At 68.9% G+C, this 19,613-nt stretch carries 18 protein-coding genes; 13 read left to right on the plus strand and 5 right to left on the minus strand.

All coding sequences use genetic code 11. The annotated features are described in order from the left end of the window. Positions 1–77: 77 nt before the first annotated feature. From rfbD to TBIF_RS03690, 4 genes are all read left to right on the plus strand, one after another. Entirely contained in the window at positions 78–953 is an 876-nt protein-coding gene (gene rfbD, locus TBIF_RS03675; RefSeq protein WP_024793511.1) for a dTDP-4-dehydrorhamnose reductase, read from the plus strand. Between the two features lie 65 nt (positions 954–1,018). Continuing rightward, positions 1,019–1,918 (plus strand): glycosyltransferase family 2 protein, encoded by a 900-nt coding sequence (locus TBIF_RS03680; protein WP_024793512.1) that lies wholly within the window; start codon positions 1,019–1,021, stop codon positions 1,916–1,918. Then, a complete protein-coding gene (gene manB / locus TBIF_RS03685) occupies positions 1,918–3,021 on the plus strand; it encodes a mannose-1-phosphate guanylyltransferase (protein WP_038169638.1) in 1,104 nt (367 codons plus the stop codon). The genes TBIF_RS03680 and manB overlap by 1 nt, the downstream gene beginning before the upstream one ends. Before the next feature lie 11 nt (positions 3,022–3,032). Beyond that, a complete protein-coding gene (locus TBIF_RS03690) occupies positions 3,033–3,869 on the plus strand; it encodes an SGNH/GDSL hydrolase family protein (protein ID WP_024793514.1) in 837 nt (278 codons plus the stop codon). Between the two features lie 24 nt (positions 3,870–3,893). On the opposite strand, the gene TBIF_RS03695 is transcribed toward TBIF_RS03690, so the two are convergent. Then, a complete protein-coding gene (locus tag TBIF_RS03695; RefSeq protein WP_024793515.1) occupies positions 3,894–6,452 on the minus strand; it encodes a DUF2156 domain-containing protein in 2,559 nt (852 codons plus the stop codon). Positions 6,453–6,620: 168 nt separating this feature from the next. Here TBIF_RS03695 and TBIF_RS03700 point away from each other — a divergent pair, with 168 nt between their 5' ends. Further along, positions 6,621–7,922: an alpha/beta hydrolase gene (locus TBIF_RS03700; RefSeq protein ID WP_024793516.1), complete on the plus strand. Its 1,302-nt coding sequence runs from the start codon at positions 6,621–6,623 to the stop codon at positions 7,920–7,922. Here TBIF_RS03700 and TBIF_RS03705 read toward each other — a convergent pair. Genes TBIF_RS03705 through cofD form a run of 3 tightly spaced genes read right to left on the minus strand, consistent with a single transcriptional unit; the run spans position 7,912 to position 10,795 of the window. After that, positions 7,912–8,460: an NUDIX hydrolase gene (locus tag TBIF_RS03705; protein WP_024793517.1), complete on the minus strand. Its 549-nt coding sequence runs from the start codon at positions 8,458–8,460 to the stop codon at positions 7,912–7,914. The genes TBIF_RS03700 and TBIF_RS03705 overlap by 11 nt on opposite strands. Next, positions 8,457–9,812, minus strand: coding sequence for a coenzyme F420-0:L-glutamate ligase (locus TBIF_RS03710; protein ID WP_024793518.1), 1,356 nt, complete (start codon positions 9,810–9,812; stop codon positions 8,457–8,459). Before TBIF_RS03710 ends, TBIF_RS03705 begins: the two co-directional genes overlap by 4 nt. Then, on the minus strand, positions 9,809–10,795 hold the full coding sequence (gene cofD, locus TBIF_RS03715) for a 2-phospho-L-lactate transferase (RefSeq protein ID WP_024793519.1): 987 nt from the start codon (positions 10,793–10,795) through the stop codon (positions 9,809–9,811). The genes TBIF_RS03710 and cofD overlap by 4 nt, the downstream gene beginning before the upstream one ends. 579 nt (positions 10,796–11,374) lie before the next feature. On the opposite strand from cofD, the gene TBIF_RS22795 reads away from it, so the two are divergent. After that, positions 11,375–11,611, plus strand: a complete 237-nt coding sequence (locus TBIF_RS22795) for a WhiB family transcriptional regulator (protein WP_200182785.1) — start codon at positions 11,375–11,377, stop codon at positions 11,609–11,611. A 44-nt stretch (positions 11,612–11,655) separates the two neighbouring features. Here TBIF_RS22795 and TBIF_RS03725 read toward each other — a convergent pair whose 3' ends face one another. Next, positions 11,656–12,096 (minus strand): metallopeptidase family protein, encoded by a 441-nt coding sequence (locus tag TBIF_RS03725; RefSeq protein ID WP_038169690.1) that lies wholly within the window; start codon positions 12,094–12,096, stop codon positions 11,656–11,658. A gap of 274 nt (positions 12,097–12,370) precedes the next feature. Here TBIF_RS03725 and TBIF_RS03730 point away from each other — a divergent pair, with 274 nt between their 5' ends. From TBIF_RS03730 to ahcY, 7 genes are all read left to right on the plus strand, one after another. After that, the gene (locus tag TBIF_RS03730) at positions 12,371–12,754 is read left to right on the plus strand and encodes a DUF3499 domain-containing protein (protein WP_084611521.1); all 384 of its coding nucleotides are present in this window, start codon (positions 12,371–12,373) and stop codon (positions 12,752–12,754) included. A gap of 122 nt (positions 12,755–12,876) precedes the next feature. Then, positions 12,877–14,262 carry a phosphomannomutase/phosphoglucomutase gene (locus TBIF_RS03735; RefSeq protein ID WP_024793523.1) on the plus strand — a complete coding sequence of 462 codons (1,386 nt, stop codon included), beginning with the start codon at positions 12,877–12,879 and terminating at the stop codon, positions 14,260–14,262. 92 nt (positions 14,263–14,354) lie between these two features. After that, positions 14,355–14,576, plus strand: coding sequence for a Trm112 family protein (locus TBIF_RS03740; protein ID WP_024793524.1), 222 nt, complete (start codon positions 14,355–14,357; stop codon positions 14,574–14,576). 11 nt (positions 14,577–14,587) lie between these two features. Then, a complete protein-coding gene (locus TBIF_RS03745; protein ID WP_024793525.1) occupies positions 14,588–15,748 on the plus strand; it encodes a hypothetical protein in 1,161 nt (386 codons plus the stop codon). 2 nt (positions 15,749–15,750) lie between these two features. Further along, the gene (manA, locus tag TBIF_RS03750) at positions 15,751–17,088 is read left to right on the plus strand and encodes a mannose-6-phosphate isomerase, class I (RefSeq protein WP_024793526.1); all 1,338 of its coding nucleotides are present in this window, start codon (positions 15,751–15,753) and stop codon (positions 17,086–17,088) included. Next, positions 17,075–18,043, plus strand: coding sequence for a cation diffusion facilitator family transporter (locus TBIF_RS03755; RefSeq protein ID WP_024793527.1), 969 nt, complete (start codon positions 17,075–17,077; stop codon positions 18,041–18,043). The genes manA and TBIF_RS03755 overlap by 14 nt, the downstream gene beginning before the upstream one ends. A 70-nt stretch (positions 18,044–18,113) precedes the next feature. Then, positions 18,114–19,607 carry an adenosylhomocysteinase gene (ahcY, locus tag TBIF_RS03760; RefSeq protein WP_024793528.1) on the plus strand — a complete coding sequence of 498 codons (1,494 nt, stop codon included), beginning with the start codon at positions 18,114–18,116 and terminating at the stop codon, positions 19,605–19,607. Positions 19,608–19,613: the final 6 nt, after the last annotated feature.

Here is a 19,613-nt window from a genome sequence, read left to right on the forward strand (position 1 = left end):
TCGCGGGGGACACGGCCGTGCGTGCCAAACTGTTGTCGCGAGTCGCCCCGGGGCGTGCTGCGAGGAAAGGGAATCGGATGAGAGTTCTGGTCACCGGATCAGCAGGTCAATTGGGTCGTGCTGTGACGGAAACGCTGACGCGGGTGCAGGCCGCAGGGGGCTCCGTCGTCTTCCGCGGTGTGGGCTCGGCTGAGATGGACATCACCAGCGAGTCATCGGTGGCGGCCGTGCTGGGCGAGTTCGCGCCCGACGTCGTCATCAACTGCGCCGCGTACACGGCCGTCGACGACGCGGAGACCGATGAGGACTCGGCGCTGCGGGTGAACGCCGACGGGCCCGCGAACCTGGCGCGGGCGACTGCGGCGTCGGGCAGCCGGTTGATCCACGTGTCCACGGACTATGTCTTCGACGGCCAGGGCCACACCCCCTATCCGGCGGATGCTCCGACCGGGCCCAACACCGCCTACGGCCGCACCAAGCTGGCCGGCGAGGAGGCGGTGCGCCGCCTCGACCCGTCCGCGCACATCGTGCGCACGGCCTGGGTCTACACCGGATGGGGCTACGTGGACGGGGGCACCGACTTCGTCGCCACGATGCGCCGGCTCGAGGGGGAGCGGGAGACCATCAACGTGGTGGATGACCAGCGCGGCTCGCCGACCTACGCGCCCGACCTCGCCGCCGGGTTGGTCGAGTTGGCGGGTCTCGCTGCGGACACGGGGTTGGTCCTGCACGCCACCAACGCGGGGGAGGCCACGTGGTGGGAGCTGGCCCGCGCCGTCTTCGAGGGCGTGGGCGCGGACCCGGACCGGGTGCGGCCCTGCTCATCGAGCGAGTTCCCGCGCCCGGCGCCGCGGCCCGCGTATTCGGTGCTGTCTGGGGGCGAATGGTCCGCATTTGGTTTAACCCCTCTGCGGGACTGGCGAGACGCGCTCCACGCGGCGCTCTCGAAGTGACACAGCTCGCGTTCAATCTGCCCTAATTAGGTGGGGAAGGGTCCGCGACGGCTAGTCTGGCCCGCGTGACTTCGACGTTGGCAGTGGTGACCGTGACCTACTCCCCAGGGGAGCACCTTCGTCGTTTCCTGGAGACGCTCGAGGAGGCGACGGACTGGCCCACCGAGGTGATCATGGCCGACAACGGCTCGACCGACGGCTCGCCGGAGGCCGCCGAGTTGGAGTTCCCGAACACCCGGCTGCTGCGGACCGGCGCGAACATCGGCTACGGCGCCGCGATCAACCGCGCCGTCGCGGAGGTCGACCCCACCGCGGAGTTCATCGTGGTGGCAAACCCGGATGTCCGCTGGGGCGTCGGGGCCATCGACGAGATGCTCGAGGCCGCCCAGCGCTGGCCGCGCGCAGGCTCGTTCGGCCCCATTGTGCGCGAGCCCGACGGCTCCCTTTACCCGTCCGCGCGAGAGCTGCCCACGGTCCTCGGCGGCATCGGGCACGCGGTGCTGGGCACGGTATGGCCGTCCAATCCCTGGACTCGTGAGTACCTGCAGGAGACCGAGATGGTCTCCGAGCGGCCTGTCGGGTGGCTCTCCGGCTCCTGCCTGCTGCTGCGCCGCACGGCCTTCGACTCCATCGGCGGCTTCGATTCCCGCTACTTCATGTACATGGAGGACGTGGACCTGGGCGATCGGCTGGGCAATGCGGGCTGGCAGAACGTCTATGTGCCGTCCGCCGAGGTCACCCACGCCAAGGGCCACGCCGCCGGCAAGCATCCCGAGCTGATGCTGCCAGCCCACCACCAGAGCGCCTACCGTTTCCAGGCTGACCGCCACCCGAAGTGGTGGCAGGCGCCGTTGCGGGGCGCGCTGTGGAGCGGGCTGACGGTTCGTTCGAAGATTTCCGTCGCGGTGGCTACCCGCGCGCGTGACAAGGCGGCCCGGCTGGGCTCGACCGGAGAGAGTGCGTGATGACCGAGAACAGTGATGTCGCAGTGAATCTGGCGGCGGAAACCGACGCCGTGATCCTTGTTGGCGGCAAGGGCACCCGCCTGCGTCCGCTGACGATGTCGGCCCCGAAGCCAATGCTGCCCACGGCGGGGGTGCCGTTCCTGACACATCTGCTGGCCCGCATCGAGGCGGCCGGGATCCGGCGAGTCGTGCTGAGCACCTCCTTCAAGGCGGAGGTCTTCGAGGAGCACTTCGGCAACGGCGATGACCTGGGCCTGAGCATCGAGTACGTCACCGAGGACGAGCCGCTGGGCACCGGCGGCGGCATTCGCAACGTGCTGTCGAAGCTGAAGGCGCCGAACATCCTGGTGTTCAACGGGGATGTGTTGGGCGGGGCGGACCTGAACGCGCTGCTGGCTGCCCATGCCCAACGCGACGCCGACGTGACAATGCACCTCGTGCGGGTCTCCGACGCGCGCGCCTTCGGCTGCGTCCCCACCGACGAGGACGGCCGGGTCTCCGCGTTCCTCGAGAAGACCGAGGATCCGCCGACGGACCAGATCAACGCCGGCTGCTACGTGTTCAAGCGCGAAGTCATCGAGCAGATCCCAGCCGGGCGGCCCGTCTCCGTCGAGCGCGAGGTGTTCCCAGGCCTGCTGACCGCCGGCGCGAAGGTCTACGGCCACGTGGACACGTCGTACTGGCGTGACATGGGCACCCCCGAGGACTTTGTGCGCGGCTCCGCGGACCTGGTCCGTGGGATCGCACCGTCGCCGGCGTTGACCGGGCCCCGCGGCGAGTCGCTGGTCAAGCCGGGTGCGGGTATCGCCCCGGGCGCGATCCTGATCGGCGGCACGGTCGTGGGCCGCGGCGCCGAGGTCGGGGCGGGCGCGCGGCTCGATGGCGCGGTGATCTTCGACGGCGCCAAGGTCGAGGCGGGGGCGGTCATCGAGCGCTCCATCATCGGCTTCGGCGCCCGCGTCGGGCCGCGTGCGCTGATCCGCGACTCCGTCATCGGCGACGGCGCGGTGGTCGGTGCCCGGTGTGAGCTGCTGCGCGGCGCCCGGGTGTGGCCGGGAGTGCAGCTGCCCGACGGCGGCGTGCGTTTCTCCACCGACGTCTGATGAGGAGCCATATGAACGGCCACTCCGCGCCGGGCCAGCTTGAGTCGGGCCAGCGTGAGTCGACAGCCCGTGTCTACCAGCGCTTCGTCGCGCTGGGGGATTCGTTCACGGAGGGCGTCGGCGATGTCGACGCCGGCCGCCCCAACGGCCTGCGCGGCTGGGCGGACCGGGTGGCGGAGCAGTTGGCCGCCAATAGCGGCCGGCTTGACGGCCAGGAGTTCGGCTACGCCAACCTGGCCATCCGCGGACGCCTCCTCCCCGAGGTGATCAGCGAGCAGCTCGAGCCCGCGATCGCCCTTGCGCCGGACCTGGTCACCATCTACGCCGGCGGCAACGACCTGATGCGGCCGTCCCTCGACATCGACGAGCTGATTCGCGGCTACCAAGAGGCCTTGACACGGCTCGTCGACACCGGCGCCACCGTCCTGGTGTTCAGCGCTTATGACACGGGCTGGGCGCCGGTGTTCCGGAAGCTTCGCGGGCGTATCGCGATCTACAACGAGCTGCTGCGCGAGGCCGTCGAGAACGCCGGCGCGACGCTGGTCGACTACTGGCGCATGGACGGCTTTGACGACACCCGAATGTGGGACGGCGATCGGCTGCACATGGCGCCCCGGGGCCATGCGCTGATGGCCGCCGAGGTCCTGGACCTGCTCGGCGTCCCACACTCCATCGAGCGGCCGGTGCTGCCCGCCCGGCCGGAGCAGACGAAGGCGCAGGAGCGGGCCGAGCGCAATGAGTGGCTGCGCCAATTTATGGTGCCGTGGTTGTCCCGCCGCCTGCGGGGCATCTCCTCGGGCGACGGCGTCGAGCCGAAGCGTCCGCAGCTCGCGCCCATCACGGGTTAGCCCCCCCGACCGCCCACCTCGTGGTCAGCGCTTCACCAGCTTGCGCACCAGCCGCATCCCCTGCCGCGCCGACATCGTCGGCAGATAGGCATGGGAGATGGCGGTGCCGATGCTGGGCAGTGCCGCCGGATCCTCGAACGCCATGTAGACGGGCACATAGGTGGGTTGGAACTTCGATTTGAAGGCGAGCAGCGAGCGGAAGCCGTACACGGGCTCGAGCGCTCGACCCAGGGCGTCCAGGGCCTTGTCCAACACCGCGACAGCGCCGGTGGGCTGGTTGGGCGAATCCTCATCCGGTGTGTTGATCTTGGCCAGGGGCGCCCCGGACAAGCTCATGAACTCGATGCCCTCCTCCTGTAGGAGCAGCGCCGCGGAGGCGATGAGGAACTCCACAGTGGGGCGGAATCCCGCAGTGCGCCGACGCATGAAGTCCAAGGTCCAGCCGACCACCTGACCGTCCCGATACACCGGCAGCCAGGACGTCACGCCGTGGACGGTCCGGTTCTCGTCGATGGCGATCAGGCACCGCACGTCCGGGTCGTCCACCTCGTCCAAGCCGCCGAGGGTGAAGCCCATCTCCGGCATGCCCTTGCTGGAGACCCATTCCTCGGAGATCACCTTGATCTGGTCCGTCAGCGACAACGGGGCCGTGGGATAGCTGATCCACTCGGCGGTGATCCCTGCCTTCTTGGCATGGTTGAGCGCGGTGCGGATGTCTTGGAAGCGCTTGCCGGTGAAGGCGAGCTCGGTCAGCGGCAGCACCGTCTCCTCAGCCACCTTGATGCCGATCCAGCCGAGCCGGTCTGTGATCTCCTTGACCGGCTCGAACACGGAGTAGTAGCAGACGGACCAGCCGTTGTGGGCGCAGTGGCGGGCGAAGCCGACGACGGCTTCCTCCAGGTGCTCGGGCGGCCCGACGGGTCCGCCGGTGGTGAGCGCTATGCCGGAGACGACGCGATACGCCACGTAAGCCTCCCCGCCCTCGGTGAACCAATACTCGTTGCCAGTCCATACCGTCATCCAGGACATGGAGTTTCCGCCGGTGTGCTGCAACAACTCCCGTGCCTTCAGCGCCGCATCCGGGTCCTGGCCGTAGGCGGGCTTGCGGAACGTGGCGAGCATCGCGACGGTCAGAGTCAGCCAGAATACGACGCCCGTCCACTCGAATAGGACAGTCGTGACGAACTCCGTCGGCAAGAATCGTGGGTCCAACCACTGCAGATAACGCGGTGGGATGAGCCGTTCGGGGAATCCGATGATGAGGTCGGCGGCAGTGGGGTGGCGGTCGAACCCGTCGGCCAGCATCGAGCCCAGCAGGACATAGGCCGCGAAGAGTGCCGCCGTCACGGCGGCCAGGAACGTGAAGAGTCGCAGATAGGTGCGTTTGGGCGCGGTCACCGCGAAGAAGTGCCGGGTGGCGAGCAAGACAATGAGCATCGCGATGGGGACGAGCATCGGGATGATCGCGTGGTACAGGTGCTGCGCGCCGTCTCGTCCGCTGAACTCCCACTGGTCGTACGCCGCGTTGAAGTAGCGCAGGACCAGGTTCAAGCTCGCGAGGCCGAGCAGCACACACTGCGCCAATACTGCCGCGACCCAGGCGCCGCGACGGCCGCGCCGCAGCCCGTCGCTGAGGACAAGCACGAAGATCGACGGCATGAGGGTGAGCATCGTCGGCCCGAAACCCCCCAGGCGCAGGCCCAGCAGGCCGCCGCGGCAGTCCCGGCCGCCCGGCTGCGCGGCGCACAGCGCTCGCACTTCATCGGGGGTGGACTGCGCGCCGCTGAACAGGTCGCGCACTGAGATGAGGGGGCCGATCGCGTGGGGTGACAGCGCCGCCAGGATCGGTCCGATGGCGCTGGCGGCGACGACGATCGCCACGAGGACCCGGCCCTCGCGGCGGGTACCCGCGAACAGCGGATGCGGCCCAACAGCGGCGCGCCCGCCGCGAATCATCCAGGCCCCCACCGCGAGTCCGGCCCCCACCGCGAGTCCGGCCAGCGCCGCGAACAGCCGGCTGTAGTCCATCAGATGGCCGCTGAACAGGGCGAGCGTGACCAGCAGTGCGAGCATGCCGACGCGGATCCGCCGACGCCACAGCGCAGACATTGACGCGCTGGCGGCAAGGACGACACCCGCGATGAAGGTCGTCGGGCCTACGGCGTACTCCGCGCCGAGGTGTGGGGCCCAGGAGATCCCGGCCAAGACTGTGGCCTGCACCAGCGCCGCCGCAGCGAGACCGCCGAGGAACTGGGTGAGAATCGCGACGCCGAGGAACCTCTGCGAGCCGAGCCGCCTCTCGATCGGCACACACCCAGCGAGCAGGAAGATAGTCGTGATGATGTACACCGACAGCCCCTGCGCCCATAACGCGGAGGTCAGGGCAGTCCAGAGCCGGCCGTCGGGCAGCGTCGACGTGCCGATGCCCACCGATTGCCGCAACTCCCGGGATGGGCCGTGCAGGACGCTGCCGGTTGCGAAGGCGATCACCCACAGCGCGGCGAGGTAGGCGATTGTCACCGGAGCCGAGCGGACTGCGGCGGTCGAACTTGCCCACAGCGCGGCAGGTGATGGGCTCGCCACGGACACCTCCTGCGCATAGTGAATCTCGCGGCTGTCGCCGCATTAATACATAGTGCACTCTCGCTGCTGTGAACTCCCTGAGAGAGCGTGGGAGCCCCCGGAATCGGTACAGTCGTTTTGTGCGCGACGGCTGTCCCGCTGCCGCCCTGCAATTGTGGGAGGGGAGGTATGCGGATGCTCGATTGGTCGCTGTTGACTGGACCTGTGCCGGTCATTATCGCGGTGTTGGGGGGACTCGGCGCCATCTGGCTGCTGGCTCGGGTGAGCCGGCGCCACCTGCTGCGCAACGTGCCGCTGACGCTGGCGGGCGCCGTCATTGTGGCCGTCGTCATGTGGCTGGTGGTGGAGAAGCTCTGGCACCCCTTCCCCGATCCGCTGCCGCTGGCTATCTACGTGTGGACCGGCCTTGGAGTCTGGGCCGTGCTCCTGGTGGTGCCCCGCATTCTGGCGAGCCGTCGCCGGCTGCTGGTCTCAGTGGTGTCGGTGCTTGCCGCGGTGCTGGTGGTGCTCACCTCGGCCGCGCAGATCAACCTGCATTTCGACGCGTATCCCACGATCGGGAACGTGGTGGGCAGGAGCGCCGTGAACACCATCGACTTCGCGGAACTACCGCCGCGGCAGGACAATCCGATCATGGGCGCGCCGCTGGAGGCGAGCTGGACGGCACCGGCTGAGATGCCGTCGGTCGGCAGCGTGACCACCGCGGCCATCCCGGCGACCGCGTCGGGCTTCACCGCCCGGCCCGCCGAGGTGTATGTGCCGCCCGCGTACTTCACCGCCCGTAGGCCGCTGCTGCCGGTGCTCGTCCTGCTCGCCGGACAGCCTGGCGGCCCTGGGGATTGGTTCGCGGGCGGCAATCTGGAGCGGACGATGAACAATTTCGCCCACGCGCACCAGGGGCTCGCGCCCATCGTCGTGGTGGCGGACGGCACCGGAAGTGAGTTCGCGAACCCGCTCTGCGTGGACTCCCACCTGGGCAACGTCGCGACCTATCTGACCGTCGATGTGCCGGCGTGGATCACCGGGTCGTTTGAGGTGGACCCGGACCATAAGGCGTGGGCGATTGGCGGGCTGTCCTATGGCGGGACCTGCGCGCTGCAGATGTCCACCCTCAAGCCGGAGGTCTACCCGACCTTCATCAACCTCTCCGGCCAGCTCGAGCCGACGTTGGGCGACCACAACACCACGGTGGACCAGGTCTTCGGCGGCAACGCGGCCGCGTTCGCCGCCGTGAACCCGATGGACCTGATGAAATCCCGCAGCTATCCCAATGTGGGGGGCTACTTCGTGGTGGGCGCGGGCGATGATCAATACAAGGCCGGGCTGCGCACCGTCTACGAGGCCGCGAAGGCCGCGGGCATGGACGTGCAGTTCGACGAGGTGCCCGGGGGGCACAGCTTCGACGTCTGGTCACGCGGGCTGGCGGACAGCCTGCCGTTCATCAGCCACCGGATGGGGCTCACGTCCTGAGCCGGAGCCGGGCCAGGCGCATAAGTTGTCCTACGGTGTCGCGCTCGGCGTTCTCGGGCAGCTCGTCGACAGGCCACCAGCGAAGATCGTCGGACTCGTCGCTGCGCACCGCCACGGAGCCGGCGGGCGCGATGGCGAGGAAACGCACGTCGAGGTGGCGCGTTGGCAGGCCGAGCGAGCACGTGATCGGATGCGTGTGTAGGGCAAGGGGAACCGGGTCCATGACCAGGTCTTTGATGCCGGACTCCTCGCGGGCCTCGCGTAGCGCCGCCGCCTGGATTGTGGCGTCGGAGGGCTCGCAGTGCCCGCCCAGTTGGATCCAGCGTCCCACCCGGGGGTGCAGGGTGAGCAGGACCCGGCTCGCCGTGTGGTCGAGTAGCAGCGTGGAGGCCGTGAGGTGGCCGGGCGCGGACTTGCGCAGGCAGGCGTCGGGCGCGGCGTCCAGGAACGCGAGCACGGTGTGCCGCAGCGAGTCCTGTTCGACGTCTGGCGCCGGCCAATCCACAAGGGTGGACACGGCCGATTCATGCAGGCTCACAGCTCCACCAGCCTGTCGTCGAGGGCAGCGGCAGGCCGGGCTGCGAGGGGTTCTTCGGGATGCCCGATCGCGATGGCCCCCAAGGGCTGCCAGTCTGCGGGCAGTTCGAGGATCTCACGGACCACGTCGGGCGCGAAGATAGTCGAGCCGATCCAGCAACTGCCGACCTGGCGTACGGCGAGCCCGACCAGCAACCCTTGCACGGCAGCCCCGACGGCCACCGTGAACATCGTGTGCTCGGCGCCGGTGCGACGAGCGTCCGGGTAGCGGTGGGCCCCGTCGGGGACGCAGACCGGGATGATGATCTCGGGTGCCCCGTAGAGGATGTCGCCGCGGCTGGTGCGGGCCGCGATGCGGTCCGCAGACCAGCCATCCGCCGCGAGGTCCGCCTGCCAGGCGGCGCGCATCCCGTCCAGCAAGGCCTTGCGGCGCACGGGATCCCGCAGCCAGACGAAGCGGACGGGAGCGGTGTGGTGCGGGGCCGGCGCGGTGAGCGCGTCGGCGACGGCCGCGCGGATCAGCTCTGGCTCGACTGGCTCCGAGGTGAATGAGCGCACCGAGCGGCGCAGCAGCAACGCCTCCTGGCGGCCGCGTTCAATCGACTCGGCGGTGCCCAGCCAGAACAGGTCCTCCTCACCCGCACGGACGAGATCCCGTGCGGTGGAGCCATTCTCGACGGGGCTCAGACCTCGGACGACGGCGATGGGGGTGCCGCCGAGCTTGCCCTTGACGAGGTCTCCCGCAGCGGCGAGCTCATCGGCGATGGCGATCTCGGTGACGAATAGCTCGTTGCCGTGCTCGTCCGCGCCGCCGGCGTAGGCATGCGCGACTGCCAGTCCGGCCGCGCCGATCGCGACGTCGGTCTGCCCTATCCGCCAGGCCCGGCCCATCGTGTCGGTGACGACCACCGCGACGGTGACTCCGAGGGCCTCCTGGATAGCGGCACGGAGCCGACGGGCGCTGGCATCGGGGTCTACTGGCAGCAGCGCCAACTCATTGCCCAGCACGTTGGAGCCGTCCACCCCGGAGGCGGCCTGGACAATGCCCAGCTTGTTCTCCGTGATGAGGGTCCGGTTCTTGCGGGCGACCACGCGGACCGCCTCCTGATCCACCAGTTGACGCCGGGCGTGGTCCCGCTCATCGGGGTCGGTGGGCGCGATCACGATGCGCCCCTCCACCTTCGAGAAGATTTTGGAGGTGACCACCAGGACGTCGTCGTCGGCCAGCCAGGGCGCGGCGGCGACCACCGCGGCGGCGAGGTCGTCGCCCGGACGGAACTCCGGGAGTCCCTCAACGGTGCGGATCTCCAGCGCGGGGCTGGCATGGTCGGGGATCTGCGAGCCCGGGATCACAGCGTGATCCCGACCAATTCCATTGCCTGCCTGGCCATCTCAGCGGTGGCCTCGGGATCGGACATCAATAGCGGCACAGACTTGACTGCGACGCCGGGAATGTCGGCGCGGTCACCGGTGTCCACCAGCCAGCCATCGAGGATGCCGGCCTCGGAGCGGGCCCCGTACATCCGGCCGATGGCCTCCGCCTCGGTGGGGACGCCGATCACGGTCAGGCACTCATCGGCCATGCCGCGCAACGGCTTTCCGGCGATGACGGGGGAGATGCCGACGACCTTGGCTGCGGTGGTGCGCAGGGCCCCGCGGATACCGGGCACCGAGAGTAGGGCCCCGATGCTGACGACGGGGTTGGAGGGTGCGAGGACCACCAGGTCGGCGCCCTCGATGGCCTCGAGGACCCCGGGGGCCGGCTTGGCTTTGTCGGCGCCCACCTGCACGAAGCTGTGCGTCGGCACCTGGGCGCGGTGGCGCACCCACCATTCCTGGAAGTGGATGGCGCGTTTCTCGCCGTCGGCGGGGTCGGTGATCACCACGTGCGTCTCGCAGCGGTCGTCGGTCACGGGCAGCAGCGTCACGCCGGGCTGCCACCGGTTGCACAGGGCGGCCACGATGCTCGAGAGCGGGTAGCCGTGGTCGAGCATGCGGGTGCGGATCAGGTGGGTCGCGGTGTCGCGGTCGCCCAGGCCGAACCAGTCCGGGTCCGCGCCGTACGCGGCGAGCTCCTCCTTGACGTGCCAGCTCTCGTCGGTGCGGCCCCAGCCGCGCTCGACATCGATGCCGCCACCCAGCGTGTACATGCACGTGTCGAGGTCGGGGGTGATGCGCAGTCCGTGCATCCAGACGTCGTCCCCGACATTGACCACCGCAGTGATCTCGTGCTCTGCCCCTTCGCTCACCGGCCCCTTGGCCAGATCCAATAGGGAGCGCAGTCCCACTAGGAATTTCGCTCCGCCGACGCCGCCAACCAACACAGTCACCTTCACGCTGTCCGAGCGTAGTGCGTGGGGGCCGGGGCCCCGCTGCTGGCCTTAGTGAGCGGGGGCGAGCGGCCCAGGCAGGCTGTGTGATGAAGAACACGGACACAAAAGCTGCGGATTCTGTAACGGCGGGCGGGTCGGCACATCGAAATACCGAAGTGCGGTGGTATAGCGATTCCGCCGTTCGGGTTGAAGGGTTGGAAGAACCAGTGTTTAATAACAACCATGTCATTTGATGGGGCGAGGGGACCTGGGATCGCCCTTGATGACCAAATTTCCGGCGTAACCCCAGGGCCTGTTGTTCCGGTGTCGGTGTTTCCAGTGTCTGGGAACACAGAGACTGGAAACCATAGAGGGCATGATCCGCGCACTGCGACAGATGAGGACCCCGCAACGATGCTGAACGAGTCAGTGGTTAACGAGTCTGCACCGATTGCGCTTCGGACTGCAGGTTGGGCCGAGGTCGTCACCGGGGGCGCAGTCTCCGGGCCGACGGCGGAGGCGGAGCCGGTCGATCGCGCGGAGTTCATGGCGTCAATCGTCAACGCGCGCCCCGAACTGTCCCTTGTCGGTGGCTACGACGGCATGGATATCGGCCACCCTGAGGAGGAGTGGCAGGACCGGGCGCTCTGCGCGCAGACCGACCCCGAGGCGTTCTTCCCGGAGAAGGGCGGCTCCACCCGTGAGGCGAAGAAGATTTGCCTGAGCTGCGAGGTGCGCGTCGAATGCCTCGAGTATGCGCTGGAGAACGATGAGCGGTTCGGCATCTGGGGTGGACTGTCCGAACGTGAGCGCCGCCGTCTGAAGAAGGGCGTTATCTAGAGCAATTACGACCTAGGGCAATTAATAGTCGACCCGACCCCGCGCTAACCGCGCAGGGTCGGGTCAATTATTTCCGGGTCGACGCACAGGTAGGTGGCGACCTGCTCGACCATGACGTCGTGCAGCAGAAAGATGAGCTCGCGCGGGTGCTTGGCCCGCAGCTCCAAGGGGCGTCGGAACAGCACGATGCGGGCGCGGGTCGGATCGCCGGCCTGCGTCAACCCCGCTGGCACCAGGCGGGAGAGTGGGACGGGGCCGTCGGCCACGACCTCGGGCGGCCACGTGATGGTCTCCGGGTTGCGGGCCCGGATCTTGGGCGTCTCGTCGACGGCGATGTCGAGTTTGGTCAGCTCCTTGTGCCACGCGGCGTCGATATCGCCGAACGCCAGGATCGCCATCCGGTCGAAGGCGTCCGAGCGGCTCTGCCACGCTGGCACGCCCGCGGGCAGCACGCTACCGCGGATACCGCGGCCGCGACGCTCGATGCTGCGAGAGGTCGGGGTGCGCTTGCGATTCTGGGAGCCGGTGGGGGTCCGGTTGGTGAGGAGTCGGGACCCCGACGGGGCGAGGCCGCGTCGCGGCGTGGGGTCATCGCCTGTCGGGTCATCGCCGGAATGGCCCTTACCTGAGTGGCCCTTGCCAGTGTGACCTCGGAACATGGCCACAACGATACCTGCGAGGGATGCTGCCGACTCCACAGGAGGACTCATACGGCGCGTTGGCGCCAGGTCCGGCCGCAGTGGGTTACTGTCTCTAGTCGTGAGGATACTGCGGAAATGCTGCCGGCCCGGGTGCAAGAACTCGGCTGCCGCAACTTTGACGTTCGTGTATTCGGATTCCACCGCTGTCGTCGGACCGCTGGCCACTAGCGCCGAGCCGCACTCGTGGGACCTGTGCGAGCTGCACGCAGTGCGCATCACGGCCCCGCTGAACTGGGAACTTGTTCGGCATGAGGGCCGGTTCGCGGTGGGGGAGCCGGATGAGGACGATCTGACTGCGTTGGCCGAGGCTGTTCGGGAGGCCGGCCGCGTCGACCGGGGCAGACCTGCCGACGTGGGCGCGACTAGGCCCTCGCCGCCCAGCCCTATCGCCCGCACAGGCCGGCGCGGACATTTGCGCGTTCTGCCGGACCCTGAGCAGTAACGCCAGCAGTACGGCCATAGCGCAGTAGGCGGTTGGCGCCTGTCAGTGCGCGCTGGACATTAGGATTGCAACGATGCGTCGGGCCGAACCCTGGACCGACCGTGAATTCGAGGAGCCCGGTAATGGTCCGCTCAGCAGCGTCGGTGCATGCCGTCATCAAGGCCTATGACGTCCGTGGTCTGGTCGGTGAGCAGATTGACGAGGACTTCACCCGTGACGTGGGCGGGTCCTTCGCCCAGCTCATGCGCGCCGAGGGCGCCACAACGGTCGTCATCGGGCACGACATGCGCGATTCCTCCCCGAGCCTGTCCGCCGCGTTCCGCGAGGGCGTGCTGGCCCAGGGCCTCGACGTGGTCAGCATCGGCCTCGCGTCCACCGATCAGCTTTATTTCGCGTCGGGGCTGCTCGACTGCCCCGGCGCGATGTTCACCGCCAGCCACAATCCCGCCGCCTATAACGGGATCAAGCTGTGCCGCGCTGGCGCGAAGCCGGTGGGCCAGGACTCCGGACTGGCAACCATCGCCCAACAGGTCATCGACGGCGTGCCGCCGTCCGAGTCGGCAGCTGGCTCCGCGACCGAGCGGGATGTCCTCGAGGAGTACGCGGCATTCCTGCGCGACCTGGTCGACATCTCCGCGGCCCGCCCGCTCACGGTCGCGGTGGACGCCGGCAATGGGATGGGCGGGCACACGGTGCCCGCTGTCCTGGGCCCGCTGCCGCTGCGCGTCGCCCCGCTGTACTTCGAGCTCGACGGCAACTTCCCCAACCACGAGGCGAACCCCCTCGATCCCAAGAACATCGTGGACCTGCAGGCGCTGGTGGTGCAGTTGGGCGCCGACATTGGCCTGGCGTTCGACGGCGACGCCGACCGCTGCTTCGTCGTGGACGAGCTGGGCCAGCCGGTCTCGCCGTCCGCCGTCACGGCCCTGGTCGCCGAGCGCGAGCTCGCCAAGCACCCGGGCGCCACGATCATCCACAACCTCATCACCTCCCGCGCGGTGCCCGAGCTCGTCGGGGAGCTGGGCGGCAGGGCGGTGCGCACCCGCGTGGGGCACTCCTTCATCAAGCAGGAGATGGCCGAGACGGGGGCAGTTTTCGGCGGCGAGCACTCCGCCCACTACTACTTCGCGGACTTCTGGGGCGCGGACTCCGGCATGCTCGCCGCGCTGCATGTCCTCGCCGCGCTGGGCGAGCAGGACGGCCCGTTGTCCGAGCTGATGGCCAAGTACGAGCGCTATGCCGCGTCCGGTGAGATCAACTCGACGGTCGACGACGCCGCCGCCCGCACCGATGCGGTCCTCGCGGCATTCGCGGACCGCACGGCCGGAGTCGACCGGATGGACGGGGTGACCCTCGACCTCGGCCCCGAGCACTTCGGCGGGGGCGCCTGGTTCAATCTGCGGGCCTCGAACACCGAACCGCTGCTGCGTCTGAATGTGGAGGCGCGCACCCGCGCGGAGGTCGACGCGTTGACCAAGGAGATCCTGGAAGTGGTACGCGGCAAGTAGCGTGTCCCAGAGCTAGTGAGTCTGAGCGCTAGTGAGCTAGACCCGGGGCGGCAGCCGTCGTGCCCGGGGCATGTGTGGAAGGGAAGAACGACATGGCGGTTGTGCTGGATCCGGTTCTCGCAGAGGTCCTAGCCTGCCCGGCTCCGGATCACGGCTCGCTGCGCGTCGGCACCCCCGAGGACCCGGCCGCGGACGCGCTGACGTGCGAGTCCTGTGGCCGGATTTACCCCGTGGAGGACGGCATTCCCGTGCTGCTGCTCGACGAGGCCGTCACACCTAACGCGGACGGTGGGGCTGAAAGCCCGCAGACGTGACACCTGAGCCTGTGGACCTTGACGATGGCGACGCGGTGCAGCGCGCGGACACCCGAGGGGTGCTCCGTTCTGCGGCGTCCGCGGGAGCGCAGGTTCGCGCGGTGTCCTCGGCGGTCTCGGACGGCGTGCTGGGGAGTTTGGCCGGCATCCGGCCGCGCGCCGTCGTGCTGGTGACCGGGCGGGGCTCGGCGAGCCGGGCGGCGGCGATCCTGGTGGGCGCGCTGGCCGGTGTGGTCGACGTGCCCGTGGTGCGGGCGGATCGCACACCCAACTGGACCGGCTCGCTCGACCTGGTTGTGGTCGCCGGCGACGATGCCGGTGACCCGGTGCTCGCCCAGTCCATCGCGGATGCGGTGCAGCGCGGCGCGGAGACCGTGGTGACGGCGCCCGACGAGGGGCCCGTCGGGACGGCCGGCGCCGGCTATGCGCTGCGCTTGCCACCGCGGGTCAGCGTGCTCGACGCCAATCGGATGATTCACCACTTGGCCGCGATGCTTGCGGTGCTGGCGGCCGTCGGCTCCAGGGGCCAGGTGCTGGGCACCCAGCGCGAGCTGTCGCAGCTGGCGGACGTGCTCGATGGGGAGGCGCTGCGCGGCGGGCCCGGACAAGCGGTGTTCCGCAACGCGGCCAAGACTCTCGCCGCCCGGGTCACGACGGCCCATGCGGCGGGCATAGCGCTGGCGGGCGATCGTCCTGGCACCACCGCGCTGGCCGAGCACGCGGCGGCGGCCCTGCTGTCCGCCGGTGGAGTGTGCGCCGCGGCCGTCGAGCTGATCGACGTGCTCGCCGCCCCGCGGCAGATGGGCTCGGTCGCCGCGGAATCCATCTTCTACGACCCGCAGTTCGACGGTCCCGCAACGGCCCCGCCGCTGCGGGTGTTCGTGCTGTCCTGTGCGGCGGACGCGCGGGAGACCGCAGTGCGGGTATCCGCGCTGCCGGACGCGGAACTAGTCCTGGCCGGCGACGAGCCGGCGGTTGGCCTGGACAGCGGGGCGCCCGCACCGGGCCCGGCCATGGCCGCGGCGGAGCTCGACGACCGCCCCGAGATCATGCAGCTCGTCGTCCTGGCGGTGCGCTGGGAGCTCGCCGCCGCCTATGTCTCGTTGACCGCGGGCTCGTTGGCTGTCGGCCCATCGGCGCCGTTGTCGGATCAAGCGGACGTGGAGCGATAACGGTGGAACTCTTGGAGGCGGCGGTCCGGTCCTATGCGTGGGGCTCGCGCACCGCGATCGCCCAGCTGCGTGGGGACCGGAATCCGACGCCGCATCCCGAGGCGGAGCTGTGGCTCGGCGCGCACCCGGGTGATCCGGCGATGCTCGCCGGCAGTCGGTCCGAGAACGGCGCCGCCCGCTCTCTACTTGAGCAGATCGACGCGGATCCCGTCGGACAGCTGGGCCGGCAGGTGTTGGCCCAGTTCGGCCCGCGGCTGCCCTTCCTCCTCAAGGTGCTCGCCGCGGAGGAGCCGCTGTCCCTGCAGGCGCACCCGAGCAAGAGGCAGGCGGAGGAGGGGTTCGACCGCGAGGAGGAGCGGGGGCTGCCGATCGACTCGCCGCTGCGCAACTACCGCGATCGCAACCACAAGCCGGAAGTGGTGGTCGCGCTGGGCCCCTTCGAGGCGCTCGCGGGATTCCGGGACGCGGCCAGCACCGTCGAGCTGCTCGCCGCTATAGACGTGCCGGAGCTGGCCCCGCACATCGCGCTGCTGCGCGGGGAGCAGGACGAGGCCGGACTGCGCGCCCTATTCACCACCTGGATCACCATGCCGCAGAACGCGGTGGACGAGTTGCTGCCGAAGGTGGTGCAGGGCTGCGTGCGGTACCTGACCGCCCACAGCGGCGGGGGCCCGCTGGGCGCCGTCATGCGGACCGTCCTCGAGATCAGCGACACCTACCCCGGGGATGTCGGCGTCCTGTCGTCGATGCTGCTCAACCGGGTGACGCTGCAGGACGGCGAGGCGCTCTACCTGCCCGCCGGGAACCTGCACGCGTACCTGCGGGGGGTGGCTGTGGAGGTGATGGCCAACTCCGACAACGTGTTGCGCGGGGGTCTCACCCCCAAGCACGTGGACGTGCCGGAGCTCCTGCGGGTGCTGGACTTCGGCTCCGTCGACGCGGTGCCAATGACAGACACCACCGCCCCCGGCGGCCCGCCCATCCCCGGCGAGTACGAGTACCCCGCCCACACCCAGGACTTCCGGCTGAGCCGGGTGCTCCTGGGCGTGGATCCGCTCACCCTGGGCGGCCGGGACAATCCGGACGCGCGCGGCCCCGAGATCCTGCTGTGCGTGGACGGCGCGGTGGAGCTGCGCTGCGGCGAGCAGCGGCTGGAGCTGGGCGGCACGCAGGCGGCCTGGATCGCGGCCGCCGACCCCGCACTCACCCTGCGGGCGCTCACCCCGAGTGCGCGGGTCTTCCGGTCGACGGTCGGCGCGATCGGCCCGGGAGCCGGCAAACCACTAGTCTCACACCAGCTGGACACAGCGAATAGTCGAGGAGAAGATGTCCGCCCATAGCGAGGACCAGCCCACAGCCGAGATCGAGGCGGCAGAGCACACTAGCCACGGCGGCAAGAAGGCCATTGTCGCGGCCCTAGTGGCCAACGCGGGGATCGCGATCGCCAAGTTCGTCGGCTACCTCATCACGGGGTCCTCGTCGATGCTCGCGGAGGCGGTGCACTCGGTCGCCGACACGTCGAACCAGGGTCTGCTGCTGTTCGGTCAGAAGCGCTCGGAGCGGCCCGCGGACAAGCTGCACCAGTTCGGCTACGGCCGCAACCGCTACTTCTACTCGTTCGTGGTGGCCCTCGTGCTGTTCACGATGGGCTCGATGTTCGCGATCTACGAGGGCATCCACAAGATCCAGCACCCGGAGGACCTCTCCTCGGCCTGGGTCGCCATCGCGATCCTGGTGGTCGCCATCGGGCTGGAGACCTTCAGCTTCCTGACCGCCCGCAAGGAGTCGCTGCCACTCAAGGGCGATAACAGCTGGTGGCACTTCATCCGCAACAGTCGCAGCCCGGAACTTCCCGTGGTCCTCTTGGAGGACCTAGGGGCACTGGTGGGTCTGGTGCTCGCGCTTGCAGGCGTGAGCCTGACGATGATCACCGGCGACGGGGTGTGGGATGGCATCGGCACGCTCTGCATCGGCGCGCTGCTCGGCGTCATCGCGGTGTTGTTGATCATCGAGATGCAGTCCCTGCTCATCGGCGAGGGCGCGACGGACAAGGACCAGGCGCTGATCGACGACGCCCTGGCCAGCGGCCGCGTCGAGCGCGTGATCCACCTGCGCACGCAGTACATGAGTCCCGATGAGCTGCTGGTCGCGGCGAAGATCGCATTCCCCACCGGAATCACGCTGCGAGAGGTCGCCGCGGAGATCGATGCCGCGGAAGCCCGGGTCCGCGCGGTGGTCCCGGCGGCGAAGCTGATCTATCTAGAACCCGATCTTGACCGGGACACAGTGCACTAGCGCGTGCCCGATAGCCTTGACAACCGACCCATCTCCTGACGGGGTCCGAAATTCTATGAGGAGTTTGCACATGACCAGCGCGAGCACGCGAATGACGGTGGACGTTTCCAACGGCATCGATTTCAAGGTGGCGGACCTGTCCCTCGCCGAGTTCGGCCGCAAGGAGATTCGCCTCGCCGAGCATGAGATGCCCGGTTTGATGGAGCTGCGCCGCGAGTACGCCGATGTCCAGCCGCTCAAGGGCGCCCGCGTGTCGGGCTCGCTGCACATGACGGTCCAGACCGCCGTGCTGATCGAGACCTTGACGAGCCTCGGTGCTGACGTTCGATGGGCGTCGTGCAACATCTTCTCCACCCAGGACCATGCCGCCGCGGCCATCGTCGTCGGCAAGCACGGCACCCCCGAGGCGCCTCAGGGCGTCCCGGTCTTCGCGTGGAAGGGCGAGAGCCTCGAGGAGTACTGGTGGGCTGCCGAGCAGATGCTGACCTGGCCCGCCGCCGCTGATGGTTCCGAGCGCCCCGCCAACATGATCCTCGACGACGGCGGCGATGCCACCACGCTCGTGCTGCGCGGCGCGCAGTTCGAGAAGGCCGGCGTGGTCCCGCCCGTCGACGAGGAGCACGACAGCGCTGAGCACAAGGTGTTCCTGGCCCTGCTGCGCGCCTCGCTCGCCGCCGACAACACCAAGTGGACCGCCATCGCGGAGTCCGTCAAGGGTGTCACCGAGGAGACCACCACGGGCGTGCTGCGCCTGTACCAGTTCGCCGCCGCCGGCGAGCTCGTCTTCCCCGCGATCAACGTCAACGACTCGGTCACCAAGAGCAAGTTCGACAACAAGTACGGCACCCGCCACTCGCTGCTCGACGGCATCAACCGCGGCACCGACGTCCTCATCGGCGGCAAGGCCGCGCTGGTCTGCGGCTACGGCGACGTGGGCAAGGGCTGCGCCGAGGCGCTCAAGGGCCAGGGCGCGCGCGTCACGGTCACCGAGGCCGACCCGATCAACGCGCTGCAGGCGCTCATGGACGGCTTCGACGTCAAGACCGTCGAGGAGTTCATCGGCCAGGCCGACATCGTGATCACGTCCACCGGCAACAAGGACATCATCACGTTCGAGCACATGAAGCAGATGAAGCACCAGGCCATCCTGGGCAATATCGGCCACTTCGACAACGAGATCGACATGGCCGGCCTCGAGCGCGCGGCCGACGTCACGCGGATCAACATCAAGCCCCAGGTCGACGAGTTCACCTTCGCCGATGGACACAGCATCATCGTGCTGTCGGAGGGTCGCCTGCTGAACCTCGGCAACGCCACCGGCCACCCGTCGTTCGTGATGTCCAACTCCTTCGCGAACCAGACCATCGCGCAGATCGAGCTGTGGACCAAGCCCGACGAGTACGACAACGAGGTCTACCGCCTGCCCAAGCACCTCGACGAGAAGGTCGCGCGCATCCACGTCGAGGCGCTCGGCGGCTCCATCACCAAGCTCACCAAGGAGCAGGCGGAGTACATCGGCGTCGACGTCGACGGCCCGTACAAGCCCGAGCACTACCGGTACTAGAAGCGG

It is taken from the genome of Tomitella biformata AHU 1821 (assembly GCF_000524475.1).
GTDB lineage: Bacteria > Actinomycetota > Actinomycetes > Mycobacteriales > Mycobacteriaceae > Tomitella > Tomitella biformata.

Coding starts and splice junctions, on each gene's coding strand:
- TBIF_RS03690 (WP_024793514.1), top strand. CDS start 3,033: ATGAACGGCCACTCCGCGCCGGGCCAGCTTGAGTCGGGCCAGCGTGAG.
- TBIF_RS22795 (WP_200182785.1), top strand. CDS start 11,375: ATGGATATCGGCCACCCTGAGGAGGAGTGGCAGGACCGGGCGCTCTGC.
- TBIF_RS03700 (WP_024793516.1), top strand. CDS start 6,621: ATGCGGATGCTCGATTGGTCGCTGTTGACTGGACCTGTGCCGGTCATT.
- rfbD (WP_024793511.1), top strand. CDS start 78: ATGAGAGTTCTGGTCACCGGATCAGCAGGTCAATTGGGTCGTGCTGTG.
- manB (WP_038169638.1), top strand. CDS start 1,918: ATGACCGAGAACAGTGATGTCGCAGTGAATCTGGCGGCGGAAACCGAC.
- TBIF_RS03755 (WP_024793527.1), top strand. CDS start 17,075: ATGTCCGCCCATAGCGAGGACCAGCCCACAGCCGAGATCGAGGCGGCA.
- ahcY (WP_024793528.1), top strand. CDS start 18,114: ATGACCAGCGCGAGCACGCGAATGACGGTGGACGTTTCCAACGGCATC.
- TBIF_RS03735 (WP_024793523.1), top strand. CDS start 12,877: ATGGTCCGCTCAGCAGCGTCGGTGCATGCCGTCATCAAGGCCTATGAC.
- TBIF_RS03740 (WP_024793524.1), top strand. CDS start 14,355: ATGGCGGTTGTGCTGGATCCGGTTCTCGCAGAGGTCCTAGCCTGCCCG.